Source organism: Kitasatospora sp. Xyl93 (assembly GCF_055383135.1).
The window spans coordinates 3,769,881-3,795,573 of sequence record NZ_AP029185.1; the positions used below are offsets into that span (position 1 = coordinate 3,769,881).

General features: G+C 73.2%; 24 protein-coding genes. 11 read left to right on the forward strand and 13 right to left on the reverse strand.

Features of this window, described 5'->3' with window-relative positions; genetic code table 11:
* The first annotated feature begins 3 nt into the window (after positions 1-3).
* Together ACZ5GH_RS16770 and ACZ5GH_RS16775 are read left to right on the forward strand one after the other, a co-directional pair.
* Positions 4-747 (forward strand): tyrosine-protein phosphatase, encoded by a 744-nt coding sequence (locus tag ACZ5GH_RS16770; RefSeq protein WP_387752672.1) that lies wholly within the window; start codon positions 4-6, stop codon positions 745-747.
* 77 nt (positions 748-824) lie between these two features.
* Positions 825-1,586: a Clp protease N-terminal domain-containing protein gene (locus ACZ5GH_RS16775; protein ID WP_464334611.1), complete on the forward strand. Its 762-nt coding sequence runs from the start codon at positions 825-827 to the stop codon at positions 1,584-1,586.
* Between the two features lie 111 nt (positions 1,587-1,697).
* Here ACZ5GH_RS16775 and ACZ5GH_RS16780 read toward each other — a convergent pair whose 3' ends face one another.
* The 6 genes from ACZ5GH_RS16780 to ACZ5GH_RS16805 form a co-directional block, all read right to left on the reverse strand.
* A complete protein-coding gene (locus ACZ5GH_RS16780) occupies positions 1,698-2,198 on the reverse strand; it encodes an NUDIX domain-containing protein (RefSeq protein WP_387752667.1) in 501 nt (166 codons plus the stop codon).
* Positions 2,199-2,566: 368 nt separating this feature from the next.
* Positions 2,567-3,628 (reverse strand): sigma-70 family RNA polymerase sigma factor, encoded by a 1,062-nt coding sequence (locus tag ACZ5GH_RS16785; protein ID WP_387752665.1) that lies wholly within the window; start codon positions 3,626-3,628, stop codon positions 2,567-2,569.
* Between the two features lie 90 nt (positions 3,629-3,718).
* Positions 3,719-4,999 carry a serine hydrolase domain-containing protein gene (locus ACZ5GH_RS16790; protein ID WP_464334612.1) on the reverse strand — a complete coding sequence of 427 codons (1,281 nt, stop codon included), beginning with the start codon at positions 4,997-4,999 and terminating at the stop codon, positions 3,719-3,721.
* Positions 5,000-5,210: 211 nt separating this feature from the next.
* Complete coding sequence (locus ACZ5GH_RS16795; protein WP_464334613.1) at positions 5,211-5,483, reverse strand: hypothetical protein; 273 nt, start codon at positions 5,481-5,483, stop codon at positions 5,211-5,213.
* A gap of 241 nt (positions 5,484-5,724) precedes the next feature.
* Positions 5,725-5,991 carry a UBP-type zinc finger domain-containing protein gene (locus ACZ5GH_RS16800; RefSeq protein WP_464334614.1) on the reverse strand — a complete coding sequence of 89 codons (267 nt, stop codon included), beginning with the start codon at positions 5,989-5,991 and terminating at the stop codon, positions 5,725-5,727.
* Between the two features lie 38 nt (positions 5,992-6,029).
* Positions 6,030-6,992 carry a helix-turn-helix transcriptional regulator gene (locus tag ACZ5GH_RS16805; protein ID WP_464334615.1) on the reverse strand — a complete coding sequence of 321 codons (963 nt, stop codon included), beginning with the start codon at positions 6,990-6,992 and terminating at the stop codon, positions 6,030-6,032.
* A 180-nt stretch (positions 6,993-7,172) separates the two neighbouring features.
* Between ACZ5GH_RS16805 and ACZ5GH_RS16810 the strand changes: the two genes are divergently transcribed.
* Both ACZ5GH_RS16810 and ACZ5GH_RS16815 read left to right on the forward strand, forming a co-directional pair.
* On the forward strand, positions 7,173-7,934 hold the full coding sequence (locus ACZ5GH_RS16810) for an SDR family oxidoreductase (RefSeq protein WP_464334616.1): 762 nt from the start codon (positions 7,173-7,175) through the stop codon (positions 7,932-7,934).
* Positions 7,935-8,201: 267 nt separating this feature from the next.
* Positions 8,202-10,880 (forward strand): lysylphosphatidylglycerol synthase transmembrane domain-containing protein, encoded by a 2,679-nt coding sequence (locus ACZ5GH_RS16815; RefSeq protein ID WP_464334617.1) that lies wholly within the window; start codon positions 8,202-8,204, stop codon positions 10,878-10,880.
* Between the two features lie 147 nt (positions 10,881-11,027).
* Here the strand turns inward: ACZ5GH_RS16815 and ACZ5GH_RS16820 are convergent, their stop codons facing one another.
* Complete coding sequence (locus tag ACZ5GH_RS16820; protein WP_401105710.1) at positions 11,028-11,228, reverse strand: hypothetical protein; 201 nt, start codon at positions 11,226-11,228, stop codon at positions 11,028-11,030.
* A gap of 223 nt (positions 11,229-11,451) precedes the next feature.
* Between ACZ5GH_RS16820 and ACZ5GH_RS16825 the strand changes: the two genes are divergently transcribed.
* From ACZ5GH_RS16825 to ACZ5GH_RS16835, 3 genes are all read left to right on the forward strand, one after another.
* Entirely contained in the window at positions 11,452-11,973 is a 522-nt protein-coding gene (locus ACZ5GH_RS16825; protein ID WP_464334618.1) for a carboxymuconolactone decarboxylase family protein, read from the forward strand.
* Positions 11,974-12,135: 162 nt separating this feature from the next.
* Positions 12,136-12,780, forward strand: coding sequence for a class I SAM-dependent methyltransferase (locus ACZ5GH_RS16830; RefSeq protein ID WP_387752641.1), 645 nt, complete (start codon positions 12,136-12,138; stop codon positions 12,778-12,780).
* Entirely contained in the window at positions 12,777-13,361 is a 585-nt protein-coding gene (locus ACZ5GH_RS16835; protein WP_464334619.1) for a TrmH family RNA methyltransferase, read from the forward strand. Before ACZ5GH_RS16830 ends, ACZ5GH_RS16835 begins: the two co-directional genes overlap by 4 nt.
* 192 nt (positions 13,362-13,553) lie before the next feature.
* On the opposite strand, the gene ACZ5GH_RS16840 is transcribed toward ACZ5GH_RS16835, so the two are convergent.
* The 4 genes from ACZ5GH_RS16840 to ACZ5GH_RS16855 all read right to left on the reverse strand — a co-directional run bounded on the left by ACZ5GH_RS16840 (position 13,554) and on the right by ACZ5GH_RS16855 (position 21,629).
* Positions 13,554-15,140 carry a hypothetical protein gene (locus tag ACZ5GH_RS16840; RefSeq protein WP_387752636.1) on the reverse strand — a complete coding sequence of 529 codons (1,587 nt, stop codon included), beginning with the start codon at positions 15,138-15,140 and terminating at the stop codon, positions 13,554-13,556.
* Entirely contained in the window at positions 15,137-16,039 is a 903-nt protein-coding gene (locus ACZ5GH_RS16845; RefSeq protein WP_464334620.1) for an ABC transporter ATP-binding protein, read from the reverse strand. The genes ACZ5GH_RS16840 and ACZ5GH_RS16845 overlap by 4 nt, the downstream gene beginning before the upstream one ends.
* Positions 16,040-16,367: 328 nt before the next feature.
* Positions 16,368-18,878 (reverse strand): non-reducing end alpha-L-arabinofuranosidase family hydrolase, encoded by a 2,511-nt coding sequence (locus tag ACZ5GH_RS16850; RefSeq protein ID WP_464334621.1) that lies wholly within the window; start codon positions 18,876-18,878, stop codon positions 16,368-16,370.
* Positions 18,879-19,007: 129 nt separating this feature from the next.
* On the reverse strand, positions 19,008-21,629 hold the full coding sequence (locus ACZ5GH_RS16855) for an RICIN domain-containing protein (protein WP_464334622.1): 2,622 nt from the start codon (positions 21,627-21,629) through the stop codon (positions 19,008-19,010).
* A gap of 500 nt (positions 21,630-22,129) precedes the next feature.
* On the opposite strand from ACZ5GH_RS16855, the gene ACZ5GH_RS16860 reads away from it, so the two are divergent.
* Together ACZ5GH_RS16860 and ACZ5GH_RS16865 are read left to right on the forward strand one after the other, a co-directional pair.
* Complete coding sequence (locus ACZ5GH_RS16860; RefSeq protein WP_464334623.1) at positions 22,130-22,564, forward strand: GntR family transcriptional regulator; 435 nt, start codon at positions 22,130-22,132, stop codon at positions 22,562-22,564.
* Between the two features lie 6 nt (positions 22,565-22,570).
* Entirely contained in the window at positions 22,571-23,122 is a 552-nt protein-coding gene (locus tag ACZ5GH_RS16865; protein WP_380435607.1) for an HD domain-containing protein, read from the forward strand.
* Here the strand turns inward: ACZ5GH_RS16865 and ACZ5GH_RS16870 are convergent.
* A complete protein-coding gene (locus tag ACZ5GH_RS16870; RefSeq protein ID WP_464334624.1) occupies positions 23,119-23,592 on the reverse strand; it encodes an NUDIX hydrolase in 474 nt (157 codons plus the stop codon). The genes ACZ5GH_RS16865 and ACZ5GH_RS16870 overlap by 4 nt on opposite strands.
* A complete protein-coding gene (locus ACZ5GH_RS16875) occupies positions 23,589-24,362 on the reverse strand; it encodes a helix-turn-helix domain-containing protein (protein WP_464334625.1) in 774 nt (257 codons plus the stop codon). Before ACZ5GH_RS16875 ends, ACZ5GH_RS16870 begins: the two co-directional genes overlap by 4 nt.
* A 638-nt stretch (positions 24,363-25,000) precedes the next feature.
* Between ACZ5GH_RS16875 and ACZ5GH_RS16880 the strand changes: the two genes are divergently transcribed.
* Entirely contained in the window at positions 25,001-25,249 is a 249-nt protein-coding gene (locus ACZ5GH_RS16880; RefSeq protein WP_380550887.1) for a hypothetical protein, read from the forward strand.
* Entirely contained in the window at positions 25,249-25,623 is a 375-nt protein-coding gene (locus ACZ5GH_RS16885) for a WhiB family transcriptional regulator (protein ID WP_464334626.1), read from the forward strand. The genes ACZ5GH_RS16880 and ACZ5GH_RS16885 overlap by 1 nt, the downstream gene beginning before the upstream one ends.
* Positions 25,624-25,693 lie beyond the last annotated feature (70 nt).

The following is a 25,693-nucleotide window of genomic DNA, read 5'->3' on the forward strand; positions in this document are numbered from 1 at the left end:
CCCATGAACCGGACGACGCACGCGCCGAGCAGGACCGAGGACCGCACGCTCGTCTGGGACGGCTGCCTGAACGTCCGCGACCTGGGCGGGCTGCCCACCGCCTCCGGCCGGCCCACCGCCCGCAGTGCGATAGTCCGGGCGGACAACCTGGACCGCCTCACCGCCGAGGGCTGGGACGCCCTCCTCGACCACGGGGTCCGCACCGTCGTCGACCTGCGCAACACCGAGGAGTACCGGCCGCTCCTCCCGCTCCCCGAGGACGTCGAACTGCTCCGCGTCCCGCTGGACGAACTGGCCGGCCCCGACTGGTGGGAGGCCCACGGCCGGCTGGACGGCACCCCGCTCGCGCTCCGCCCGTACCTGGACCACTGCCCGCACGCCGCCGCCGCGCTGGTCTCCGCGATCGCCGGAGCCCGCCCCGGCGGCGTGGTCGTGCACTGCGGCGCCGGCCGTGACCGCACCGGCCTGGCCGCCGTACTGCTGCTCGCCCTGGCCGGGGTCGAACGGGCCTCGATCGCCGAGGACTACCTGCTGAGCGGCCCCAACATCCGCCCGCTGTACGGGATGCTGGGCCTGCCGGACCCGTACCGCCGGATCGACGCGGTGCTCGCCGAGGCCGGGACCACCGCCGAGGCCGCCCTGGCCGACGCGCTCGACGGGTTCGACCCGGTCGGCTACCTGCTCGCGGCGGGCGTCGCGCCCGAATCGATCGCCGCCGTCCGGGAGCGGCTGCTGCCCGCCGGGTAGCACGGGCCGCCGAGTTCTCCGCGATCATCGTCAACTGATGGTTGACGACCTCCGGGTCGACAACCTACGGTTGACGCATGGAGAATCCCGTTGTTCCCAACACCACTCCGTTGCGCCTCGACGACCTGATCGCCGCGATCAAGAAGGTCCACGTCGACGCGCTCGACCAGCTCTCCGACGCGGTCATCGCCGCCGACCACCTCGGCGACCTCGCCGACCACCTCATCGGCCACTTCGTCGACCAGGCCCGCCGCTCCGGCGCGTCCTGGACCGACATCGGCCGCAGCATGGGCGTCAGCAAGCAGGCCGCCCAGAAGCGCTTCGTCCCCAAGGACCCGGGCACCCCGAACGACCTCGACGTGAGCCAGGGCTTCAGCCGGTTCACGCCCCGGGCCCGCAAGGTCGTGGTGGCCTCGCAGGAGGAGGCCCGCAAGGCGAACAACGCCGAGATCACCGCGGAACACCTGCTGCTCGGCCTGCTCGCCGAGCCCGAGGGCATCGCGGTCAAGGCGCTCGCCGCCCAGGGCGTCACCCCGCAGGCCATCCGCACGGCGGCCACCGCCGCGCTGCCGACCGCCGTCGAGCAGACGGTGCCCGCCCTGATCCCGTACGACGCCCAGGGCAAGAAGGTCGTGGAGCTGTCCTTCCGGGAGGCGCTCAAGCTCGGGCACAACTACGTCGGCACCGAGCACATCCTGCTCGCGCTGCTGGAGCTGGAGAACGGCCAGGGCGTGCTGGCCGGGCTGAACGTGGACAAGGCCGAGACGGAGACCTTCGTCGCCGAGACGATCGCCGCCATCATCGCCGCCCGGAACCCGGAGTCCGAGCCCCCGCAGTGAGGCCCGACACCCTGCTCCGGACGGAACCCCCGTCCGGAGCAGGGCACTTCCGCCCGCGACCGCCGTGCGGAACGCCTCGGCGCAGGGCGCGCCGACACGGATCTCCCCCGCTCAGAACCCGGAGACGTGGGTGGTGACGATCCGGACCCGACCGTCCCCGGTCGGGTCCAGCGCCTCCAGTGCCGCCCGCAGCCGGGCCGACCGGGCCGGGCCGAGCAGTTCCAGGGCGTCCTCGATCGACGCCCAGCGGTAGTCGTCCAGTTCACCGGCCGGGACGGTCACGGGGGTGCCGTCCGGGACGGTGCCGAAGTCGAACATGAAGTGCTGCGCGGGGTGGTCGAGTTCGGCCGAGGCGTGGGTCCAGGAGATGGCCAGCAGCGCGCCGGCCGCCTGGACGATGCCGGTCTCCTCCGTCAGCTCCCGCGCGGCGCACTCGACCGGGCCCTCCCCGAGGTCGATCGTGCCGCCCGGGAACTGCCAGTGCTCGCGGTACCCGGCCTTCACGATCAGGATCCGGCCCGACTCGTCCCGCAGCAGGCAGCCCGCCGCCGCGTAGATCCGGGGCAGGGAGGCCAGCCACTCCTCGCGGGACTTCAGGGGCTCAGCGGTCACGGTGCTCCTCCTGGGCAGGTCGGTTCGGTCGCCCCCACTCTGCCACCCGCCCGGCCACCTGCTCAGCCGTCCGCCCGGCCACCCGCTCAGCCGCCCGACCGATGAGTCGGAGCCGCCCCGGCGGTCCTATCGGTATGGACACTGTGGAGACCACACCGGGCGGCCCCGTACTGACCTGCGACCTGGGCGCGCTCACCGCCCCCGACCTGGCCGTCGTCGACGCGCTCGCCCGGCTGCGGCTGGCCGCCGCCCGGCAGGGGGTGGCCGTGGTGCTGCTGAACGCCGGCGGTCCGCTGCGCGAACTGCTGGCGTTCAGCGGCCTCTCGGCACTGCTGCCGGGGGCGACCGACCCCCTGGGCCTCGCCGAGTTACTCGGCGACGGAGACGAAGCCCGTGACCGGCGCGGCGTGGGGCTCGGCCCCCGACTCGGCTTCGGCCCCGGACGCGGCCTCGGCCTCGGCCTCCAGCCGGGGCGGGAGGCCGAAGAGCGGGAAGAGCACGTCGGTGTCCAGGAAGTTGGTGAAGCCGGTGAACCGGCCCCCTGACACCTCCGGGACGATCAGCGCCCACGGCTCGTGCCCGCCGGCCGGGCTCGGCCGGTACTGCCCGAAGGCCGGGCCGCCGTTGGCCGTCACCGGAAGCAGCCGGGAGCCGCGACAGCCGTGTCCGGGGCCCAGCATCCACGCGCGGATCTCGTCCCGCCCGCGCAGCCACATCGCGAACGGCGGCATGTTGAGCGTGACGTCCTCGTGCAGCAGCGCGGCGAGGCCCGCCATGTCGTACGCCTCGAAGGCGCGGACGTAGCGGTCCAGCAGCGCGCGGTGGTCCTCGTCCAGTTCCGAGGCCGGCCCGGCGTCCGGGGCGTCGGCGGCGAGCACCGCCCGGGCACGCTGGAGCGCGCTGTTGACCGAGGCCACCGTGGCGCCGAGCAGTTCGGCCACCTCGGCGGCCTTCCAGCCGAGCACCTCACGCAGGATCAGCACCGCCCGCTGCCGGGGGGCGAGGCGCTGGAGCACGGCGACGAACGCCAGCTTCACCGACTCGCGCTGCGCGGCCACCTCGGCCGGGTCCGCCGTCTCGGGCAGCACCCGGCCGTCCGGCGCCGGACCGATCCACGTCACCTCGGGCAGCTGGGTGTCGTGCGCGGCGGCCACCGTCACCGGGCCCGCGAGGTCCATCGGCCGGGCCCGGCCGTTGCGGCCGTTCAGCGCGTCCAGGCAGACGTTGGTGGCGATCCGGTACAGCCAGGAGCGCAGCGCGGCCCGCCCCTCGAAGCCCTTGTGCCCCCGCCAGGCGCGGACCATCGTCTCCTGCACCGCGTCCTCGGCCTCGAAGACCGAGCCGAGCATGCGGTAGCAGTACCCCGTCAACTCGGTGCGGTACCGCTCCAGCTGGAGCTCGACCGGCTCCTCCGTGATCACGTCGGCCATGCTGCGCCCGCCCCCGTCGTCCTGCCGAATGCCCTGGTGAACGGCACGAACCTAGCGCACGCCACTGACAGCCGGCCGGGGGCGGTCGGCTCAGTGCTGTCCGTACACCTGGCCGGAGCCGAAGGCGGCGGTCACCAGCTTCCACAGGGTGGGGAACTCCTCGCCGGTGATGCCGGTCGGGTTGAGCCCCACGACCGCGCTGCGGGAGAAGTCCCGGGTGGCGAAGACGCCGGTGGTGTAGCCGGGCCGGGAGCCGTTCTTGCCCCACACCTCGGTGCCGTTCGGCAGGACGGTGCGCAGCAGGCCGGCGGTGCTGTAGCAGGCGTGCCCGGCGGTCGGGCCGATCTCGCAGTTCTTGTTGTGGTCGTTCGGCAGGTCCGGGACGGCGAACACCTCGGCCTGCTGGGCGGGTGGCAGCAGCCGGCCGCGGTAGAGCGCGCCGAAGAAGCGCTCCAGGTCGGCGGCGGAGGAGACCATGCCGCCCTCGCCCCACGGGTACGGGCTCTGCTCGGTGACGTCCACCCGGGCGGTGCTGCCGTCGGCGTTCCGGACGTCCACGTAGCCGGCGGCGTGCGGGCCGCGGATGGTCAGGTCGTCGGCGGCCGGGACGTAGGTGGCGCGCAGGCCCAGCGGGCCGGTGATGCGCCGCCGCACCTGGTCGGCGTAGTCGTCGCCGGTGACCTCCTCGATCACCAGCGCGGCGACGAAGTAGTTGTTGCCGTTGTACTGCTGTGCCGTGCCGGGCGCGAAGTTCATCGGCTGGGTGAGCATGTCCGCCACCACCTGCCGGGGGCTGAAGTACGTCGCCCGGTGCGCGGCGAACCACGCCGTGCTGCCGTCCCCCGAGGTCATCCCGCCGCCCCCGGGCAGGCCGCTGGTGTGGTTGAGCAACTGCCGCACGGTGACCGGCGGGTAGCCGGCCGGCAGCAGTCCGGGCAGGTACTGCTGGACGGTGCCGTCCAGGTCGACCCGGCCCTCGGCGGCGAGCTGGAGCAGCACGGTGGCGGTGAACACCTTGGTGACGCTGCCGATCCGGAACCGGGCGTTGGCCGGCACGTCCTCCCCCGAGGTGCCGCGCCACCGGGCGTCCGGACCGTCGGCCCGGACCAGTGCGCCGGTGATGTCGGCGGGCAGGGAGCGGAGGGTCTCGGCGAGCGCTTCCCGGTCCAGCGGGCCGGGTTGGGCCGCGGCGGACGCGGCGGGCACGTGGGGCGCGGCGGGCTCGGCGGGCTCGGTCGAGAGGGTCACGGCGGCGGCCGGGGAGGCTTCCGCGGCCAGGGCCGGGGTCGCGACACCGACCGTGGCGGCGGCGAGCAGTGCGCCGGCCGCCGCGAGGGCGGGCCAACGACCGGGGCGGATACGGGTGTTCATGCGGAGTCCCTCCAACGTCGGCCCGACCGGCGGCAGTGGGGACGCCCCGGTGGGCGGCCCGCCGGGTCGGCGGCTCTGACAGGAGAGAGTCTTCGGGTCCGGGCCGCGCCACGGCATCCGGGAGCGCCCCCGAACCGCCCCCGAGAAAGGCCCTGACCGCACGTCAGGGGCGGGCGGCCGCGATCCGGCCGCCCGCCCCGCGCGCCGCGGCTCAGTGGGCGGAGTGCTTCTCCGCGCCGCGGTGCCGGTGCCCCTTGAGCTCGGCGTGCATCGCCGGGGCCGCGTGCATCGTGGTGCCCGGCGCGTCCCGTCCGCCGTGCCGGAAGGCCTCCCCGGTGCCGTACCCGGCGGAGGCGCTGGACATCGCACGGGCGCTCGGCATCGGCGCGAGCCGGGTGGGCGGGCTCGCCATGCCCCGGCGCTCGAGCAGTTCCTGGGTGCCCTGGCGGAGCTTGGCGGTGCTGCCGGGCGTTCGCTTGGTCATCGTCGGCCTCCCTTCGTCGACCGCCGGCCGGACGGATGCCGACCGGAGGGGCCGCACGGGCGTTATGTCCGGATTTTATCCGGGCTGCGGGCTCGCGCCACCGCGGGAAGGCCACCCGTTTGCGGGCGGGCCGCATCGCGGAAGGCCTCCGCGGACGGCCTACGCGGGTCGGCTGCGCAGGGCGCGTCCGCGGTCGCCTCCGCGGGTCGCCGCCGCAGGTGGCCTCCCCGGGGGGACCGTCTCAGCCCATGACCTCGTGGACGAAGCACCAGCGCCAGTCCTCCCCCGGCTCGTACGAGCGGATCACCGGGTGGGAGGTGTTGTGGAAGTGCGCGGTGGCGTGCCGCTGCGGGGAGAAGTCGCAGCAGCCGATGTGGCCGCAGTCCAGGCAGATCCGCAGGTGCATCCAGTCCCGGCGGCCCTGCGCCAGGCAGTCGGCGCAGCCGTCGGCGGGCGGCCGGGGCTCGATCTCCTGAGGAGCCAGAGCGAGGTCTTCGCAGGCGCTCATGACTGAAAGGCTATGCCGCCCCGGCGCGGAGCGCCCGCTCAGGACGCTTCCGCCCCCTCGGCGGCCGCCGCTCCGCCTGCCGCCCCTCCGGCCGCCACCCCGTCCGCCGCCGCCGCTCCGCCCGCCGCCGCCTCCTGTGCCACCGCCCCCGGCGCCGTCCAACTCGCCAGCAGCGCCAGCTTCTGGGCGGTGGGCGAACCCGCCGGGGCGGTGTAGACGACCAGCAGCTGGTCCGGCGAGCCGTTGACGCCCAGGGTCTCGTAGCCGAAGTCGAGTTCGCCGACCAGCGGGTGGTTCACCAGCTTGACCCCGTGGGTCTTCTCCCGCACCAGGTGGTCCGCCCAGAGCCGGCCGAACTCCACGCTGCGCAGCGACAGTTCGCCCACCAGGGCGCCCAGCGCGGGATCCTCCGGGTGCAGCCCGGCGTCCCGGCGCAGGAAGGAGACGGTCTCGGCGGCGACCGCGTCCCACTGCCGGTAGTATTCCCGGGCGGACGGGTCGAGGAAGGCGTGCCGGGCCTGGTTGGGCAGGCCGTCCGGGCCGGCGTCGGAACGCGTCGAGAAACCGTTCACCGCGTCGCCCAGCGCGTTCCAGGCGAGCACGTCCATCCTGCGGCCGAGCACGAAGGCCGGCACCTCGGTCATCAGGTCCAGCAGCAGCCGCGTCCCCGGGCGGACCGGCTGCCGCCCCCGCCCCCTGGCTGTGGAGGCCGCCGGGGCCGCCGGGGCCTTGGGCGGACGGACCAGCGAGCGCAGGTGCGCGGCCTCCACGCCGTCGAGCCGCAGCACCCGGGCCACCGCCTCCAGCACGGCGTCCGAGGCGCTGCCGCCCCGGCCCTGCTCCAGCCGGACGTAGTAGTCGACGCTGACGCCCGCGAGCTGCGCCACCTCCTCCCGGCGCAGCCCCTGCACCCGGCGGCGGCCGTGCGAGGGCAGGCCCACCTCCTCCGGCAGGATCCGGGCCCGGCGCGAACGGAGGAAGTCCCCCAGGGTGTTCTCCATGCCCGGCAGGTTAGCCCCGGGCTGGTGCGCCGAGGGTGGTACTGCCGTTCCCAGGCTCCGCCGTCCCGGGAAGGGCCGTCCCGGGAACGCGGTTCCCGGGAGACGCGCAGCCCTGGGTAGCCGCCCGCGGCCCGCGCAGAGTGGTCGACGTCAGCCCGACCGCACCGTCTGGAGCCCCCGATGAGCTACCCGTCCCTCGCCGCCCGCACCGCCGTCGTCACCGGAGCCGCCAGCGGCATGGGTGCCGCCACCGCCCGGCTGCTCGCCGCCTCCGGCGCCCGGGTCGCCCTGCTCGCCCGCCGCACCGAGCGGCTGGACGCCCTCGCCGCCGAGATCGCCGCCACGGGCGGACAGGCCCTCGCCGTCACCGCCGACATCACCGACCAGGCCTCGGTGGACGCCGCCGCGAAGACCGTCCACGGGACGTACGGCCAGGTCGACCTGGTGGTCAACAACGCCGGGGTGATGCTGCCCAACCCGCTCGCCGACGGCCGGATCGACGAGTGGACCCGCATGGTGGACACCAACCTCACCGGCGCGCTGCGGATCGTCCGCGCCTTCGGCTCCGACCTCACCGCGGCCGCCGCCGAGGGCCGCACCGCCGACCTGGTCAACGTCTCCTCGATCGCCTCGCACGTGGTCTTCCCCGACTACGCGGTGTACGGGGCCACCAAGGCCGCGCTCACCCAGCTGTCCGCCGCCCTGCGCAGCGAGTTCGGCCCGCGCGACGTCCGGGTCAGCGCGATCGAGCCCGGCCTGACCGACACCGAACTCGGCGGGCACATCGACAACCCGGTGCTGCGCGAACAGCTCGGCGGCATGTTCGACGCCATCCCGGCACTCGGGGCCGAGGACGTCGCCGACCTCATCGCGTACACCGTCAGCCGCCCCCGGCACGTCAACCTGCGCCACCAGGTCGTCCTGCCCACCCGGCAGGCGTAGGGGCGGTCGCCGCGTCGTACCGGCACGGCCGAATCCCCGCTCCGCGCCCACGGGCGGCATGGGAGCATGCCACCCGTGGCGATCGTGACGGGGAGAACGAACGGCGACACCGACGGGGGCGACCCCGGCGGTGCGCCCGCGCGGCGGGAACGCGGCGCGGGGACGCGGGACAGTGGCGGCGGGAACGGCAGTGAAGGCGGCAGAGGCAGCGACACCGGCGGCGGGGCACCGGCCGACCGCGGCGGGGCACCGGACGACCGTGAGGCGGTGACGGCCGACCGTGAGGCGGCGACGGCCGACCGTGAGGCGGTGGCGGCCGCCGCCCGGATACCCGGGCAGGCCGGCCCCGGTCGGTTCCGGGCCCGCCCGCTGCCCGCCACCGACCGGGTCCGGCAGCCGGTCGCCCTGATCCGGCTGCTCGGCGGACTGTTCGCCATCGCCCTCACCCTGCTGCTCGCCGACTACGCCCGGGCCACCGTGGGCGGCATCGCCGCCGACGTCGCCGAGGCCGCCGCGCTGGTACCCCGCCCGCTGGGCGGCCTGGCCGGCGGGCTCACCACCGCCGCCGTCCTGCTGCTCCCGGTCGGCCTCGCCGTCCGCCGGCTGCTGGGCCCCGACCGGCGGCGCGCCCTCCAGCAGGTCTCCGACGGGCTGCTCGCCGCCGTCCTCGCGTACGGCGCCACCCTCGGACTGGACCTGTGGGCCGACGGCCTGGCCCCGCTCTCGCTGCTCACCGCGCTCACCCAGCCGCTGCCCGGCGGCGGGCTGGGGCACACCGAACCCGTGTACGGGTACCTCGCGCCGGTCCTCGCCTTCATGACCGCCTCCGGCAGCCGGGAACGCCGCCTGTCCTGGACCGTCCTCGCCCTCTCCGGCCTCGCCGGACTGACCGGCGGGTACGCCACCCCCACCGCGCTCCTGCTCGGGCTGCTGATCGGCTGGACCGGCGCCCACGGCACCCTGTACGCCGTCGGCACCCCCGACCCCTGCCCCCGGCCCGGCGAGGTCCTGCGCGCCCTGCGCGACAGCGGCCTGCACCCGGTCGAGGCCCGGCCGGCCGGCCCCGACCGCTACCGGGTCCGACAGGCCGACGGTCGCCCCGACCTCGACGTCCAGCTCCTCGACCGGCAGGCCGTCACCGCCGCCGCCGTCCAGCGCGCCTGGCGCCGGCTGCGGCTGCGCACCGCCCCCGACCCGCGCGTCCTGCGCTCCCCCCGCACCGGGCTGGAGCACGAGGCCCTGGTCACCTACGCGGCCCTCGCGGCCGGCGTCCGCACCCGCCGCATCGCCGCCACCGCCGGCATCGGCCAGGACACCGCCCTCATCGCGTACGAGCGGCTCGCCGGACGCACCCTGGACGAACTCGCCGACGAGGAGATCACCGACGAGCTGCTCACCGACGCCTGGCGGCAGTTCGCCCTGCTCCAGCGCCGCGAGATCGCCCACCGCGCCCTCGTCCCCTCCTCCCTGCTGATCGACGACTCGGGCGCGGTGCACCTGGTCGACTTCGCCGACGGCGACATCGCCGCCACCGAGCTCGTCCTCTGCTGCGACCTCGCCCAGCTCCTCACCACCCTCGCCCTGCGCGCCGGGGCCGCCCGCTCCGTCCGCACGGCCACCGCCGTCCTCGGCCCCGACCCCATCGACGCCGCCCTCCCGCTGCTCCAGCCCATCGCCCTGACCCACACCACCCGCCGCGCCCTCAAGCAGCACGCGAAGCGCACCGCTCCGCGGGCCGCCGGGCCGGCCGGGAACGGCGGCGGGGGCTCCGGCGGGGCCGGGTCCGGAGGCGGGGCCGAGCCCGGGCCCGGGTCCGGAGGCGACGCCGGTGCTCGCCCCGCGGCGGACTCCCGGCCCACCGTCGACCCGGGCGCGCCGGGCGGTGGCGACGGACCCGCCACCGGCGCGGACCCCGGGCACGACGTCCCCGCCCCCGGCGGGCTGCTCGACGAGATCCGCGCGGAGGTCCTGCGCGCCCGCCCGCAGGCGGTGGGCCGGCCGGTGCGGCTGGAGCGGCTGCGACCGCGGACCCTGCTGGTCGTCGTGGGCGGGGTGGTGGCCGGGTGGCTGCTGATCCCGCAGCTGTTCGCGGCGGAGGACAACCCGGTCTCCGCCCTGGCGGACGCCGACCCGTGGTGGCTGCTGCTGGCACTGGCCGCGGCGGCGGCGAGCCACGTCGCGGCGGCGATGGGCTTCGTCGGCTTCGTGCCGGAGCGGCTGAACTTCCGCAACGCGGTGCTGGCCCAGGTGGCCGGGTCGTTCGTGAAGCTGGTCTCGCCCGGCGGCGTCGGCGGCGTCGCGCTGAACACCCGCCTGTTGCAGCGGGCCGGCATCCCCACCGCGCAGGCGCTGTCCAGCGTCGGCGTGGGGACGCTGATCGGCCTGGTGCTGCACCTGCTGCAGCTGGGGGCCTTCGTCTACCTGCTGGGCTTCGAGCCCGGCGGCTCCGAGCTGGACGCGCTGCCCGCGGTGGTCGGCGGCCTGGCGGGGGCGGCGGCGCTGCTGGCGGCGGTGTCGGCGATCCCGGTGGCCCGGCGGTGGCTGGCCACGCGGCTGCGGCCGCTGACGGCCGAGGTGCTGCCGCGGCTGCTGGACCTGCTGCGCAGCCCGGCCCGGCTGGCGGTCGGGGTGACCGGGCAGCTGCTGGTGTCGATCTGCCTGATCGCCTGTCTGTACTGCTGTGCCCGGGCGATCGGCCGGGAACCGTCCTTCGCCTCGGTCGCGGTGGTGTTCCTGGTGGGCAACGCGGTGGGCAGCGCGGCGCCGACCCCGGGCGGGGCCGGCGCGGTGGACGGGATGCTGATCACGCTGCTCCAGCAGACCGCCTCGATGGAGCGGGGCGGCGCGCTGGCCGCGGTGGCGCTGTACCGTCTGCTGACGCTGATCCTGCCGGTGCTGCCGGGCTGGGCGGCCTTCGTCTGGCTGCAACGCCGCCGGGCCCTGTAGCCGGGGCGGCCCCCGACCCCCCGCGCTCGGACCCCGGGGGGTCGGACTGCGGGGGGTCGGACTGCGGGGGGCCGGGGGCCGGGTGGCCGGGGCGTCGGGGCCCCGGGCGTGGGGCCCGGGGCGTGGACCGGACCCGACGCCCACCGGCTACTCCCGGTACTCCTCCTCGTCGTGGCGGACCGCCCGGGTCTGCTCCACGACGTCCGCGACGTCGGTCGCGGGGTCCGCACCGACGGCCCGGCGTTCGGCCACCACGTCGTACGTGTCGCCCTCGGCCGCCTTCTCGTCGGGCTCGACGGTCTCGGCGGTCTCCTCGATCAGGTATTCCTCGTGCTGTTCCTGCGGCATGGCATCCGTCCTCACTGTTCGGAGGCCTTCACGGGCCCGGCTGGCGTACTGGCAGTATCCGCCGCCCGGCGCCGGGACGCGAAGTGCCGACGGCGCTCCGGCGTGTTGCCGGGCCTCCTGCGGATACCCTGGCCGGTGCCTCGCATGCCCGCTCGATTGACCCGTGAAACAGCACCCTCAATGACCCATGGACGGGGTGCATTCCGCGCCTAGGGTCATAGCCATGACGACGAACGAGAACACCCGGACCACCGAGTTCCCGCAGACCGCCGAGGCCGCTCGGACCGCCGACGCCGTCGCGGCTCCCGCCCGCCTCGACTACGCCCGCACCGCCCCCAAGGTGTTCCGCGCGATGATCGCCCTGGACGCCGCCGCCCGGGACGGCCTGGACCCTGCCCTGGTCGAGCTCGTCCAGATGCGCACCTCGCAGCTGAACGGCTGCGCGTACTGCCTGGACATGCACGCCAAGGACGCCCGCAAGGCCGGCGAGACCGACGAGCGGATCTACCTGCTGCCGGTCTGGCCGGAGGCCCCGGTGGGGGTGTACACCGAGCGCGAGCGGGCCGCCCTGGCGCTGGCCGAGGAGATCACCCGGATCGGCGGCGGCGTCTCGGACGCGGTGTACGCCCGGGCCGCCGCGCACTTCGCGGAGGCCGAGCTGGCACAGCTGATCTCGGTCTGCTTCACCATCAACGCCTGGAACCGGATCAACGTGGCCACCCGCAAGACCCCCGGCACTGCCTGATCGCGCCCCGTCCGGGTCGCCGCCGGGCAGCGCCGGCTCCGCCGGCGCCCGGATCGGCGCCCGGACCGCCGTCCAGGCCACCGGGGTACGATCGGTGCCGTACGAAGGGCTAACCCACACCCACCCGGTGGCCCCGAGGCCCATACGAACGACGGGGAAATCATGTCCGGCTCGCACTACTTCACCGGTGCACCCGAGGTCGCCAGCGACCGCCGGCCGATCACGGTCTCCCTGCCGGACCTCACCCTGGAACTGACCACCGACACCGGGGTGTTCTCCCGCAGCCGGCTCGACCCGTGCACCCGGATCCTGCTGGAGCACGCCCCGCAGCCGCGGGTGCGCGGCCCGATCCTGGACATCGGCTGCGGCTACGGTCCGATCGCGCTGACCTGGGCGAGCCGTCGCAAGCGCCTCCCGGTCTGGGCGGTGGACGTCAACGAGCGCGCCCTGGAGCTGGTCCGGCTGAACGCCGAGGCGCTGGGGCTCGGCAACGTCCAGGCCGCCCTGCCCGACGACGTCCCCGAGGACGTCCGCTTCGCCACCATCTACTCCAACCCTCCGATCCGGATCGGCAAGGCCGCGCTGCGCCGCCTGCTCACGCACTGGCTCGACCGGCTGACCCCGGACGGCTCGGCGTTCCTGGTCGTGCAGAAGCACCTGGGTTCGGACTCGCTCCAGAAGTGGCTGAACGAGCAGGGCTACCCGACCACCCGGGTCACGTCGGTCAACGGGGTGCGGATTCTGGAAGCGCGGCCCCGCCCCGAGGTGGGCGAGGGCTCCGAGAGTGGACGAGGTACGACGACGTGAAGCAGCTGCGCGGGACCGAACTGAAGCGTCTGCACCGCTCGTGGCGGCGCAGCAACGAGTTCCGGCTCGCGATGATCCTGGAGAACCTCCAGTCGCCGTTCAACGTCGGCTCGGTGGTCCGCACCGGCGCGGCGATGGGCGCGGAGAAGCTGTACCTGACCGGGGACACCCCGTCGGTGCGCTCCTCCGGTGCGCAGAAGGCCGCGATGGGCACCGACAAGTACCTGAAGGTGGAGCACTTCCCGACCGTCGCCGAGGCGGTCGCGGCGGCCAAGGCGGACGGCTTCAAGGTCGTCGGCCTGGAGCTGGCGGACGAGGCGGTGCCGATGTTCGCCGCCGGACTGACCCCGGCGGTGGCCTTCGTGCTCGGCCACGAGGACCGCGGGATCACGCCCGAGGCGCTGGCCCTGTGCGACCAGGTGGTGTTCGTGCCGCAGCTGGGCCGGGTCGGCTCGCTGAACGTCTCGGCGGCCGCGACGGTGGCCTGCTACGAGGCGCGCCGGCAGGGCTACGCGATCAGCGGCACCCCGGACGGCGACCTCGCGGGCGACCTTTCGGGCGACCTCGGCGACGACGAGTAGCACCTCCTCTGTCTCCACGGGAGCCCGGGTCGTCCGCCGATGACCCGGGCTCCCGGCTTCGGGCTCCCGGCTTCGACCAGCCCGTGACGCCGGCCCCGTGCTCGGCTCGCGTGGCTCGGCCCGCGACCGCGCCCTCGGCCAACTCCTCCTCGGCCGACTCCCCCTCGACTCCGCCCTCGGCCCCCTCCCCACTCAGTCCTTGACGTTCCGTCGGGCGGCGCCGACCAGGAACACCACCGCGAGCATCGCCGCGGACAGCGCTCCGACCAGAAGCGGCCCTGGACCGGCCGGGCTGCCGCCCACGCGCACCGCCCCCATGAAGTCGACCGCGGCGACGTTGTTGACGAGCACCCACCAGAGCGGCAGGTAGACCGCCTGGAAGAGCCGGTGGCTCCGGCTCACCACACCGAGCACCATGGCCAACGAGGGGACGAACAGCGCGCCGCCGACCCAACTGGCCGTCCCCGCGCCGTCCCCCGCCACCAGCATGCGTATCAGCGGGGCGACGCCCGTCACCGCCGTGAGCACCAGCCCCGACGCCCACTCGGCGAGCAGCCGGCGCCGGGCCGACGGGTAGGCGCCGAGCAGCACCTCCAGGCCGTTCTCGACCTGCTGGCTGCCGAGCCTGGACCAGACCAGGACCGGCCACAGCCAGACCAGGGGCAGCAGCAGGCCGGTGACGGCGTTCATCGGCAGCACGAACCCGGCCACCGTCAGCGCGGCCGCGGTCGGCCACCACCAGCGGGAGACGCCCTGCACCAGGATCCGGACCTCGCCCGCCAGCAGCCGGCCGAACGCCCCGGCCCGCCGCGGTACGGTCCGCGGCAGTGTGGTCCGCGGCAGTGCGCCCGGCGCGGTCGCCCAGCGCGCCCCGGCGGGCTCGGCCCCGTCCGACCCGTACGGCGCTTCGGCCACCGCCTCGGCACCGGAGCCACGCGCGGGGTCGAACCTGCCGAACCACAGGGCCGGCAGCAACGCCACCGCGAACGCCGCCAGGAACAGCGCCAGCCGGGCGAGGACGAACCCGGAGGACACCTCGAGACCGTCCCACCGGAAGGTGCCCAGCGGGCTGTCGACCTTCGTCAGGCCGAGGCTGAACTGCCCGAGGTCGGCCGTCCCGCGCTGGGCCTCCAGCGCCGTGCCCATCGACCGCGCGACCTGGTGCACGCCGAGGCCGTCCAGCGGCGCGGAGGCCGACTGCCCGCCGATCGCGAGCACCATGGCCAGCACGAACCACACGACGTTCCCGAAACCGCCCCGCAGCGGCGGCACCGTCTCGAACAGGAGCGCCGCCGCCGCGACGAGCGCCATCACGGGCAGCGAGAGCAGCAGGAACGGCTCCACCAGGGCGAGCGGATCGACCGCGCGGTCCTCACCGCGGGCGAGCTGCATCAGCAGCGCCGTGCCGGCCAGCGTGCCGACCATCGAGGCGAGCACCAGCAGGTTGCTCAGGAACTTGCCCACCAGGTAGCGCGAGGTGGACAGCGGGGCGGCGGCGAGGATCTGCCCGACCCCGGTCGTCACGTCCCGCGCGATGCCGCTGCGCACCACGTAGAAGCCGCCGAAGGTGAGCCAGAGCGCACCGGCGAGCGCGGTGACCGCGCCGACGTAGGCGCTGTTGTAGACGCCCCGGTTACCGCCCACGTCCATGATCGTCCAATGGCCGCCCGCGTCCGGCACGGCCAGGTAGCCGAGCCCGACCGCGGCGAGCAGCGTCACCGCGTACACCGGCCGGCGCACCCGGTCCCGGAAGTCGCCGATCACCAGCCCCCCGATCACCGGCTCACCGCCCGCTGCCCGGCCTGGCCCCGCTCCCCCGCTCCCCGGATGACGCCCAGGTAGGCGTCCTCCAGATCGGGTGTCACCGGGACGGCGTCCGCCCACGGCCGCCCGGCGGCGATCACCCGCAGCCGTACGCCGTTCCCCGTCCGCACCATCCGGCTGACCACGTGGCGGGCCTGCGCGGCCGGCACCTCGCCCGGATCGACCACGGCCTCCCACACCTGCCCGTCGATCTCCCCGAGCAGCTCCTCCGGCGCGCCCCGGCGCAGCAGCCGCCCCTGGGCGACCACCGCGATGTCGGAGGCGACCGACTCCACGTCGGAGACGATGTGGGTCGACAGCAGCACGACCCGCTCGGCCGCGAGCTCGCTGAGCAGGTTGCGGAAGCGCACCCGCTCCTCCGGGTCCAACCCGGCGGTCGGCTCGTCGACCACGATCACCCTGGGGTCGGCCAGCAGCGCCTGCGCGATGCCGACCCGCCGGAGCATGCCGCCCGAGTACGCGCCGAGCGGGCGCTTGATCGCCTCGGTCAGGTTGACCAACTCGATCAGCTCGTCGATCCGGGCCTTCGCGGACCGGGCACCGATCCCCTTGGCCGCCGCCAGGTAGGACAGGAACTCCCGCGAGGTCAGGTTCGGGTAGACCCCGAAGTCCTGCGGCAGGTACCCGAGTTCCCGACGCAACCGGTCCGGCTCCGCCACCACGTCGACACCCTCGTACCGGACCTGCCCGCCCGTGGGCCGGGTGACCGTCGCCACGATCCGCATCAACGACGACTTCCCCGCCCCGTTCGGCCCCAGCAGCCCCACCATCCCCGGCCCGAGCCGCATCGTGATGCCGTCGACGGCCCGCTTGCCGCCCTTGTAGACCTTGGTGACACCCACCAGTTCGAGCATGCTCCCCGTCTCCCCGCCCCAACTCACCGAACCACCGCACCCTCCGGAAGGCTGCAACCGGGCCCGCCCCTCGGGCCCACCGGTAGCCTCACCGATCCCCGGCCTCCTGCCATCTGCCGTTCGGCAGATATCCCGTTGGACCAAGGACAGAGTTTCGCCCCGCCCAACCCCGCCAGCCCCGGCCCAGCCGCCCCGACCCACCTCGACCGGCAACCCCGCCAACGCAAGAGGCCCGGGTCATCGACAGATGACCCGGGCCTCCGACAGGTCGACGGCGGACGGCCGCCCGGCCCGCGGGCTGGACGGCCGCCCGTGTGTCTGCGGTGCTTCAGCGCTTCAGGGTGAGGACACCCGGGCGGTACGGCAGCTGGTCGTAGGCACCGCCCGCGTCGCGGGACTTGCCCTGGTAGAGGAACTGCAGGTTGCAGGGATCGATGGTCATGGTCTGGTCGGGGTTCTCGCGGACGAGGTCGCCGTGGCTGATGTCGTTGGTCCAGGTGGCTCCGCTGTTGGCCTTGCCCGCGAACGGGTTCGCCTCGGAGGCGGCCTGCGGGGTCCAGGAGCCGTTCAGGCTGGTGGCCGTGAAGGAGCGGAAGTAGCGGCCGCCGGCCCCCATCGCCTCGACGATCATCAGGTACTGGTTCTGGTCCTTGACCTTGTAGACCTGCGGGGCCTCGAAGAGGTTGGCCGTGGTGTCGCTCATGACGGTCGTGTAGGAGGAGCCGAAGCTGCTCGGGAAGTTCCCGATCGGCATGCTGGCCCGGTAGATGCTGCCGTTGTCGCCGGCGAAGAACAGGTACATGTTCTGGTCGTCGGCGATCAGGGTCTGGTCGATCGGCCCGGTGCTCGACTTGGGGATGCTGCCGGTGAACAGCGGCTGCGGCTCCGACCAGCCGTTGGGGTTGGTCGGGTCGCTCGAGGTGCGGTAGACGAACGGCCACTGGCCCCACTGGTACGCCAGCACCCAGATCTTCTTGGGCGCGAAGTAGAACAGGGTGGGCGCCACCGCGGACTGGCTCATCCCGGTCTGCTTGGCGGAGGCCATGTCGGACCAGTTGGCGAACGGGCTGAACGCCATCGAGCCGTACGAGGACCCGTTCGCGTTCGAGGCGTAGACCAGGTGCTTGCCGTTCACCGTCACACTGGTGAAGTCCTTCACCGAGGTCCACCCGTTGGCGGGCTGCGCCAGCGCACCCGTCGAGCTCCACTGGTACGTGGACGGGAGGGCGCAGGTGCCGCCCGGCGCAGGGGCCGTCGGGGTCGGCGCGGGCGTCGGGGCCGCCGAGCCGGTCGGCTTCAGGTTCCAGTGCTGATTGGCCGCGCCCCAGGAGTCCCAGATCTGGACCGGGGTGCCGTTGGCGGTCTGGTTGCCGGGGGTCTCCAGGACCCGGCCGCTGGCGACGTTGGTCAGCGTGTACGAGCCGTCGCTGTTCCGGCTCGCCTTCCAGTGCTGGTTGCTGCCGCCGTTGGAGTCCCAGATCTGCGGCTTGGTGCCGTTGGCGGTCCGGTTGCCCGGCTCGTCCAGCACCCGGCCGCTGGCGACGTTGGTCAGTGTGAACGAGCCGTCGCCGTTCCTGGTGGCCTTCCACTGCTGGTTGGCGGCGCCGCTGGCGTCCCACACCTGGAGCGGGGTGCCGTTGCCGTTGTACCCGGCGGGCTGGTCGAGGACGCGTCCCTCGGCCGCCACCGCGGAGAGCGTGTAGACGGTGCCGGAGTTGATCTCGGAGCCCGGCTTGCCGCCTCCCCCGGCGACGCCGAGGGCGGCGAGGACGGCGGCGTGGGCGGGCTTCCGGTTGCCCTTGTCGTCGAACAGCAGCGCGTTCTCACCGGTGCGCCAGGAGTCGCTGTCGCGGATGCCCCACACCGTGATGCCGGTGCAGCGGGCGACGTTGAGGCAGGCCTGGACGGCACTGGAGTACGCGGTGGTGGAGGCCTGGGCGATGTCGAGCTCGGTGATCTGGACGTCGACGCCGAGCGCGGCGAAGTTGGCCAGCGTGGTCTGGAAGCCGGCGGGCGGGCCGCCGTTGCCGAAGTGGCTCTGGAAGCCGACGCAGTCGATGGGCACGCCGCGGGACTTGAAGTCCTTGACCATGCGGTAGACGCCCTGGGTCTTGGCGTCGTTCCAGTTCTCGATGTTGTAGTCGTTGTAGCAGAGCTTCGGAGCGGGGTCGACGCTCCGCGCGGTGCGGAAGGCCTCCTCGATGAAGCCGTCGCCCAGCACGTCCTGGAACACCGAGCTGCGGTGCCGGCCGCTGCCGCCGTCGGCGAAGGCCTCGTTGACCACGTCCCAGGCGTAGATCCTGCCCTTGAAGTGGCTCATGGTCTGGGTGATGTGCTGGTTCATCACCCCGCGCAGGGTGCCGGCGTCCTTGACGGCGCCGACCCAGCCGGGCAGTTGGGAGTGCCAGACCAGGGTGTGGCCGCGCAGCCGCTGGCCGTGCGCGGCGGCACGGTCGGCTATCGCGTCGGCGCCACGGAAGGTGAACGAGCCGCGGGACGGCTCGACGGCGTCCCACTTCATCTCGTTCTCCGGGGTGATCATCTTGAATTCCCGGTCGAGGATGCCGGTGTACGTCTGGTCGCCGAGCCGGCCCGCGGCCACGGCCGTGCCGAAGTAGCGGCCGCCCGCGGCGGACGCCGCCTCGCCCAGCGTGGTCGGCGAGGCGGCGTCCGGGGTGAGCGCGGCCTGGGCGACCAGCGGTACGGCGGCGCCCACGGCGGCGACGGCCAGGGCGATGGCGACCACCCGACGGGTCGGCTTGCGGCGGCGGTGAGCGCGGTTCTGTTCTGCCAACGGATTGTCCCTCCGGCGATGGGCCCCGTTCGGGGCCCAGATCATCCGTCAGTTGCCGTCGGTTGGGAAAAGGTTGCCGCGGCCGAGGAAATGATTCGCGGTGATCGTGAAGGCCGGCCGGCACGGCGGGGCCGCGGGCAGGTGCGCACCCGTGGCCCCGCTGGTGAGCGGGTGTCAGGAGGGGTCGCCGACCTGGAGGCCCCGTCCGTTGGTCCCGATGTAGACGCGGCCGTAGGTGTCGGGGTCGCCGGTGATGATGCCCATGCCCGCGAAGTTGCCCCACTGGTGGGCGTCGTCGTTGACGCGGACCCAGGTGGCGCCCTGGTCGGTGGAGCGGAAGACCCCGGCGACGTTCTTGACCGTGCCGATCAGGTACAGGGCCTGGTAGGAGGCGCCGGGTGCGGCCTTGCCGAACCCGAGACCGGAGGCGGACTGCACCGAGCTCAGCGTGGTGAAGGTGCGGCCGCCGTCGGTGGAGTGCAGCAGGCCCTTGCCGCCGCCGGAGATCCACAGGTCGCCCGCGATGCCGGGGACGGCACTGAGCTTGCCGGTGGGCAGGTTGTGGGCGCGGGCGGAGAAGGTCGCGCCGCTGTCGGTGCTGGCGTACAGCGTGCCGTTGGACAGCGAGTAGAAGGTGCTGCCGGTCGACCGGTCGGCGACGACCTCGGCGTCGTTGCCCAGGCCGCTGACCTTCGTCCAGCTCGCGCCCCGGTCGGTCGAGCGGTACGGGGCCTGGCCGGCCTCGGTCCAGACGAAGCTGGAGCCGTCCGCCGCGATCGCGATGCGGCCGCTGTCCGCGCTGGGCACCGGCTCGCCCTTGAAGCCGCTCCAGGTGTGGCCGCCGTCGGTGGAGAGGGCGCCGTCCTGCTCGCCGCCCCTGCCGACCCGCACCACCAGCGAGGGGTTGGACTGGGCGAAGTCGACGGAGGTGCTGTTGTGGATCGTCGGGTTGACCAGCCGCCCGGTGGGCTGCTTCGTCAGGTCGTCGTACACGAAGCCGCCCTGGTCGCCCATGGAGGTGACGAGGGCGACGGCGCCGGGCGGGGAGACCGCGTCGTACAGCGCCGTCTCCTCCAGCCCGCGGGCTCCGACGGTCCAGTGGCTGGTGCCGCCGTTGTCGGTCGCGTTGGCGTCCCTACTGGCCCAGATGCCGTTGCCGGTGCCGTACATCACGTGCCCGGAGTCGAACGGGTCGATGCTCAGGGCGGTCATCCAGTGCCCGATGCCGGTGCCGAGGTAAGGGGCGAGGGAGGCGTCCCGCTCGGACCGGTCGGACTGGGTCTTCCAGGACGCACCGCCGTCGGTGGAGCGGTAGAGCTCGTCCTGCGGCCACCAGCGGTCCAGGGTGGTGACCATCACCGTGGACGGCTTCTGCGGGTCGACGGCCAGACCGGAGAACCCGTAGCCGCCCTGGGACGGCGAGATGTTCTTCCACGCCCCGCCGGAGGTGGTGTACTTCCACACCGAACCCGCCGTCACGTCGTTCGGCCCCGGCTTGTCGGAGTACGTCAGGTACAGCGAGCCGTCACCGGAGAGCACACCGTGCTGCGGAACCTGGCCGGTGGGCTGCCCGGAGACCGCGTGCCAGGAGTTGCCGCCGTCGGTGGACCGGTACAGGTTGGCGGACCTGTCGGCGACGCCGACGTAGACCGTGTTGCTGCCGGCCGGGCCGTACGTCACGAAGGAGATGCCGGTGCCGAAGCTCGCGCCGTCCTTGACCGGGAACGAGGAGACCTGGTTCCAGGTCTGACCGTGGTCGGTGCTGCGCCACAGGCCGTTCTTGCGGGTGCCCAGCAGCAGGTTGTCGTGGTTCGCGGGGTCGATCACCAGGCGCTCGCCCGCCCCGCGGGCGTCCTCGTTGCCGCCCAGCTTGAACGGCAGGTCGGTGCGCTGGAACGTGCGGCCGCGGTCGGTGGAGCGCAGGATCGAACCGTTACCGGCCCAGTCGTTGGTGTAGGTGCCCGCCGCCAGGTAGAGCCGGTCGGGGTCGACCGGGTCGGTGGCCAGCGACTCGATGCCCAGCAGGTTCCAGTCCTTCTCGCCGACCCAGTCGGTGAGCGGGATCCACTGCTCGGCCCCGGGATCCCAGCGGTACGCGCCGCCCATGTCGGTGCGCGCGTACAGCAGGCCCTTCTCCTTCTGGTTGAAGACCAGGCCGGTGACGTAACCGCCGCCCGCCACCGGGGCGTTGCGCCACGTGTACGAGCCGTTCCCGGCGGCCGGGGCGTCCCCCGACTTCACCAGCTTCCACTGCTGGTTGGCCCCGCCCGTGCCCGGCCACTGGATGACCTGCGCGCCCCGGGCCGTGGAGTACCCGGAGACGTCCAGCGCCTGACCGCTCCGGCGGGAGGTGAAGGTGACCGTGTCGGAGCCGCTCACGGTGTCGACCCGCCACTCCTGGGAGGCGGCGGAGCTGTCCGTCTGCTGCTCGGCCACCGCGCCCCGGGCGGTCGAGTCGCCCGCTATGCCCAGCACCTTGCCGCTGTTGCGGTTGACCAGCTCGTAGTAGCCGCCCCCGGTGGACCGCAGCCGCCACTGCTGGTTGGCGGTGTTCTGATCGGTCCACTGCTGGATGCGGGTGCCGTCGGCGGTGGAGAAGCCGTTGACGTCCAGCACCTGACCGCTGCGGACCGAGACCAGCCGGTAGAAGGCGCCGTCCTCGACCACCGCGGCCCGGGAGTCCTCCTGCGTCAACAGGTACGCCCCGGCGGCGAGGGGCACGGCGAGCAGCAGAGCACTGGCGCTCCAGCGACGGCGGTGGCGCCCGCGGCGCCCACCGCTCGTGGGGTTGCTCATGGGTAGGCGTTCTCCTTGCGACTGATCACGAGAGAGGCGTGGGCCCGGTACCGCCCGGACCTGCTCCCCAGTGGTCGCCGACGCCGCAAAGGTTGCCGCGCGCCGGAAGAATTTCGCCCCTGCCGCTCCGACGCCGAGCACGCCGCTCCCCGGCTCGGGATCCAAGGCCGACCAAAACAAGAAACCCCAGGTCAGAGGCCTGACCTGGGGTTTCACATGGAGCCGCCTGCGGGATTCGAACCCGCGACCTACGCATTACGAGTTTGCCCAATCACTGTCCGTGACCGTCCGCGCTCGTCCGCACCGCTGGTCAGTGGACTACGTAGCACGGTCGCGGACCGTCACAGACGCGGTGGACTGAGACCAGGACTGAGACCGGACGCCTGACCGGCCTCGGCCTCCCGCAGGACCACCGCGAGGGCGGACAGCCCGGAAGCTGGCAGCCCTCCCCTGGAATCGTTCATCCTGTCTAGGTATCGACCTAGAGAAGGGAGCGGCCAGTGCCCGAGCGGAGCCCGCGCGGTACCTACCTGCGGATCGCCGATGCGCTGCGAACCAAGATCAGTGGAGATTCCACAGTGACGTCGCTTCCCTCCGAGGCGGAGCTGATGGAGGAACACGGCGTCGCCCGCACCACGGTGAAGCGCGCTCTCGATGTCCTCGCGGCCGAGGGCCTGATTCGGTCACAGCCCGGCGTCGGATGGGTTGTCGGACGCGCCAAGCCCAAGATCCCGGTGCTCGACCAGCTCACCGCTCTTGCTCGAAAGCTCGACGTCGGGGCCGACTTCCCATCAGAGAAGGAACTCACCGAGACCACCGGTGCAGCGAGAGGTACCGTCCGACGCGCCCTCGCGCAGTTGGAGGGCGCCGGGGTTCTCGAAGTGCGCCACGGAAAGGGCCGAACCATCCGCGCCCTGCCCGCCAATCACACCTAGGAGCAGATGCCCGTGTGGGCCTACGACCTTGCCGAGTCCCTGCTGTCCACCGATCTGCCCCGCCGCTGGGCCCACTCCAAGGGGGTAGCGGGCAGGGCGCGCGCCCTGGCCGGAATCCTCGGCCCGGACGCCGAGCTGCTGGAGTCCGCAGCCGTTCTGCATGACGTCGGTTACTCGCCGCAGATCGTCGACACCGGGTTCCACCCGCTCGACGGCGCCCGGTTCCTCCGCGCGGAGAACGTGGACGAGCGCATCGTGCGGCTGGTCGCCCACCACTCGTGTGCGCTGCTCGAAGCGGAGGAACGCGGTCTGCGGCGAGAGCTGGAAGAGGAGTTCCCGCTGGAGGAGCCGCACCTGGTCGACGCGCTGATCTACTGCGACATGACCACCACGCCGGACGGCACCCCGACGACGACGCCGGACCGGATCGCGGAGATCGTGGGTCGGTACGGACCGGACAGCATCGTCGGGCGGTTCATTCGCCGCGCCGAGCCGGAGATCGACGCTGCCGCACGCCGGGTCGAAGGTCGTTTGGTCCAGGTCGACACCACGGCCTAACCGATGTACGGCTGCACTCGGTCAGGCTCCAGGCCGTGCTTGATCCGCAGTCGCATGGACGGGTGAATGTCCAGGTCATCGAGGTCCGCTGGGTCCACCCAGCGGACCTCTTTCGACTCCGAACTCGTCCGCAGCGCGCCGCCGACCGGCAGGGCCTTGAAGCAGATGGAGAACTGCTGCCGGACCTCTCCGTCGTCGTACGCCATGACGTGCGCCGGGTCGGTGTACAGGCCGACGACCGAGGCGACCTCTACGTCGATCCCGGTTTCCTCGCGCACCTCGCGAACAACCGTGTCCGCCACGGACTCCCCGATGTCGTGCCCGCCTCCGGGAAGCGCCCACAGGTCGTTATCCGTCTTGTGGATCAACAGCAGCCGCCCCACGTCGTCCGTCACCACGGCGGTGACAGACGGAACAACGGAGTTCGCCGGCGGAGCAGCCGGGTCGTGGAAGTAGTCGGTCCGACTCATGCTGCGGCCTCACTTTCGAGCTGGGGCGAGGTGATGGTCCGGGCGTTCTCCCAGATCCGTTCGATGCTCGCCGCGTACGTGCTGAACAGCTCACCGCCAGGCACCTGGGACAGATGCAGGACCGGGGCCAGGTAGGCCCCGACGCCAAAGACGTGCCCGTTGACGAGCAGATCGTCATCAGCCCGGTAGAGCGAGTTGTAGAGCGTGGTCGAGTGGAGCCGGAACTCGACCCCGGGGACGCTGAACAGCGGCCCATAGTTGGCCAGCGCATTTCGGATCTTGCCTGCCATGGCGGGCCCGATCCCCTCGTCTTCGCCTCGCTGGGCCACTCCGGGGCAGTCCGGATCGCCCAACATGAGCCGCACGGGCACGCCAGCCTGCGCCTTCTCCCGGATCAGCCGGAAGAACAGCGGATCCTCCGAGAGCCAGAAGCCGGCGTACACCACCAAGTCGAAGTGGTGCGTGGCCTTCGCGTAGAGGGAGGTCCACAGCTCCTTCGGCACGACAGCGCGGTGCGGGTAGAGCTTCACCAGTTCCGCGCGGCCAGCCTCGGCTGTCGCGCTGCTGGTCTGTTCGTCCGACCAGAGCTCTGACAGATCGCGCTGCAAGAGGTTCGCGAGCGCGTACTGGAAACGCCGATATGGACGTCGGCCGTCCTTGGCCTCCACCCAGCGCTCCACCGTCCGGGGGCTCGTTCCTAGCCGTTCCGCGATCTGCTCGATCGTCAACTCGCTGGCGAGGATCGCCCCTCGCAGCCTCTCGTTGGCCATCTCGCCCTCCCCTGGACGATGTTGCGGCGCTTGGACGTTCTGGGACGACTTTGACGGTAGCGAAGTCGAACCGCAGCCGTCCAGGCACGCCGTGTTCCGACAGGGCTGGAGAGCCGAATCTAGTGATGCGCGGTCGGGAATCTCCGACCGAACCAAACGAAGGACTTGACGCAGCGTCGGCTTCTCGGCATCGTAAGAGACATGTTCAACATGTCTCGCATCGCGAGGCGGACGAACTGACAGCCCTTCTTTGGGTTGCTCTGAGCTGCACAAACGCGCCCGTGAATGGCCGGCTACTGCCGCGCCCAGGGCGAAGGGGCCCGGGACAAATCGGGCCGAGGTACCCGGCGCCTGGTCAGTCCGGAGGGCAGAGATCGAAAGATCACGCCGTCCACGCCTGAACGGGAGCGCGCTCCCCGAGAGGACGGCATCACGGGCCTGCACCGCTGCGGCGGGGCGGGCCCGTGCGCGTGAACGAGTGACTTTGGCCCGGTCCATCCGCCCTGCGGGCGGACCGAGGCCATGGCTGCTCGTGCACCACGAGTAGCTGGGCCCGCATGCATCGGGTCGCCGCGCATTCCTTGGCCGGGCGCGCGGCGACCCTGCGGGCTCACCCCCCGATTGGACGAGGTGAACCCATGAAACTGTACGTCGGAGGCCAGGAGGCGTTGACGCCCCTGGAGTTCGCGGAGCTGGCGCTCGGCGTCGGCATCGACGTCGAGCTGTTCATCGGCAGCGAGGACGAGACCGCCGAGGACCGGCTGGTCCGGCTCGACGCCGCGCGGGACATCCTGCGGGACCTGGACGGCCCGGCGGCCGGCTTCGGGTCCGCGCTCATGTACACCGCCGAGCGCTGCCGGGCGCGGACCTGGAAGGCGGCGGCGTGATGACTCAGCTCCACACGATCATCAGCGGCGCGACCCGCACCCCGCACCGCACCGCCCGCCCGGCGGCCACCGTGCTCGCCGAGTACCGCCCGGACGGAGACGGCGACCTGCGCGGCGCCGCCTGCGCGGGCAGCGACACGAACCTGTTCTACCCGGACCCCGAGGAGATGGGGCCCGAGACCGCCGAGTGGGCCGAGCGCCGCGCCAAGATGATGTGCGCGGGCTGCCCGGTGAAGTCGATGTGCCTGGCCGACGCCTTGGAGCGCAAGGAGCCGCACGGCATCTTCGGCGGCCTGAACGAGCGCGAGCGCAACAGCCTGCTGCGGCGGGCGGCCCGCTCCCGGGCCCGGGCGAACACCGGGGGTGCCGGGTGACGACGATGGCCGCCCCCGGGGGCGTTTCAACCACGGCCGCCGCTGCTTCAACGGCGCGGCCGACCGCTTC

Excerpts from the sequence above, each read along its gene's own strand:
- ACZ5GH_RS16845 (WP_464334620.1), bottom strand. The coding sequence starts at position 16,039 with ATGCTCGAACTGGTGGGTGTCACCAAGGTCTACAAGGGCGGCAAGCGG.
- ACZ5GH_RS16775 (WP_464334611.1), top strand. The coding sequence starts at position 825 with ATGGAGAATCCCGTTGTTCCCAACACCACTCCGTTGCGCCTCGACGAC.
- ACZ5GH_RS16865 (WP_380435607.1), top strand. The coding sequence starts at position 22,571 with ATGCCCGTGTGGGCCTACGACCTTGCCGAGTCCCTGCTGTCCACCGAT.
- ACZ5GH_RS16830 (WP_387752641.1), top strand. The coding sequence starts at position 12,136 with ATGTCCGGCTCGCACTACTTCACCGGTGCACCCGAGGTCGCCAGCGAC.
- ACZ5GH_RS16770 (WP_387752672.1), top strand. The coding sequence starts at position 4 with ATGAACCGGACGACGCACGCGCCGAGCAGGACCGAGGACCGCACGCTC.
- ACZ5GH_RS16800 (WP_464334614.1), bottom strand. The coding sequence starts at position 5,991 with ATGAGCGCCTGCGAAGACCTCGCTCTGGCTCCTCAGGAGATCGAGCCC.
- ACZ5GH_RS16825 (WP_464334618.1), top strand. The coding sequence starts at position 11,452 with ATGACGACGAACGAGAACACCCGGACCACCGAGTTCCCGCAGACCGCC.
- ACZ5GH_RS16795 (WP_464334613.1), bottom strand. The coding sequence starts at position 5,483 with ATGACCAAGCGAACGCCCGGCAGCACCGCCAAGCTCCGCCAGGGCACC.
- ACZ5GH_RS16870 (WP_464334624.1), bottom strand. The coding sequence starts at position 23,592 with ATGAGTCGGACCGACTACTTCCACGACCCGGCTGCTCCGCCGGCGAAC.
- ACZ5GH_RS16805 (WP_464334615.1), bottom strand. The coding sequence starts at position 6,992 with ATGGAGAACACCCTGGGGGACTTCCTCCGTTCGCGCCGGGCCCGGATC.
- ACZ5GH_RS16880 (WP_380550887.1), top strand. The coding sequence starts at position 25,001 with ATGAAACTGTACGTCGGAGGCCAGGAGGCGTTGACGCCCCTGGAGTTC.
- ACZ5GH_RS16785 (WP_387752665.1), bottom strand. The coding sequence starts at position 3,628 with ATGGCCGACGTGATCACGGAGGAGCCGGTCGAGCTCCAGCTGGAGCGG.
- ACZ5GH_RS16850 (WP_464334621.1), bottom strand. The coding sequence starts at position 18,878 with ATGATCTGGGCCCCGAACGGGGCCCATCGCCGGAGGGACAATCCGTTG.
- ACZ5GH_RS16790 (WP_464334612.1), bottom strand. The coding sequence starts at position 4,999 with ATGAACACCCGTATCCGCCCCGGTCGTTGGCCCGCCCTCGCGGCGGCC.
- ACZ5GH_RS16855 (WP_464334622.1), bottom strand. The coding sequence starts at position 21,629 with ATGAGCAACCCCACGAGCGGTGGGCGCCGCGGGCGCCACCGCCGTCGC.
- ACZ5GH_RS16810 (WP_464334616.1), top strand. The coding sequence starts at position 7,173 with ATGAGCTACCCGTCCCTCGCCGCCCGCACCGCCGTCGTCACCGGAGCC.
- ACZ5GH_RS16820 (WP_401105710.1), bottom strand. The coding sequence starts at position 11,228 with ATGCCGCAGGAACAGCACGAGGAATACCTGATCGAGGAGACCGCCGAG.
- ACZ5GH_RS16885 (WP_464334626.1), top strand. The coding sequence starts at position 25,249 with ATGACTCAGCTCCACACGATCATCAGCGGCGCGACCCGCACCCCGCAC.
- ACZ5GH_RS16875 (WP_464334625.1), bottom strand. The coding sequence starts at position 24,362 with ATGGCCAACGAGAGGCTGCGAGGGGCGATCCTCGCCAGCGAGTTGACG.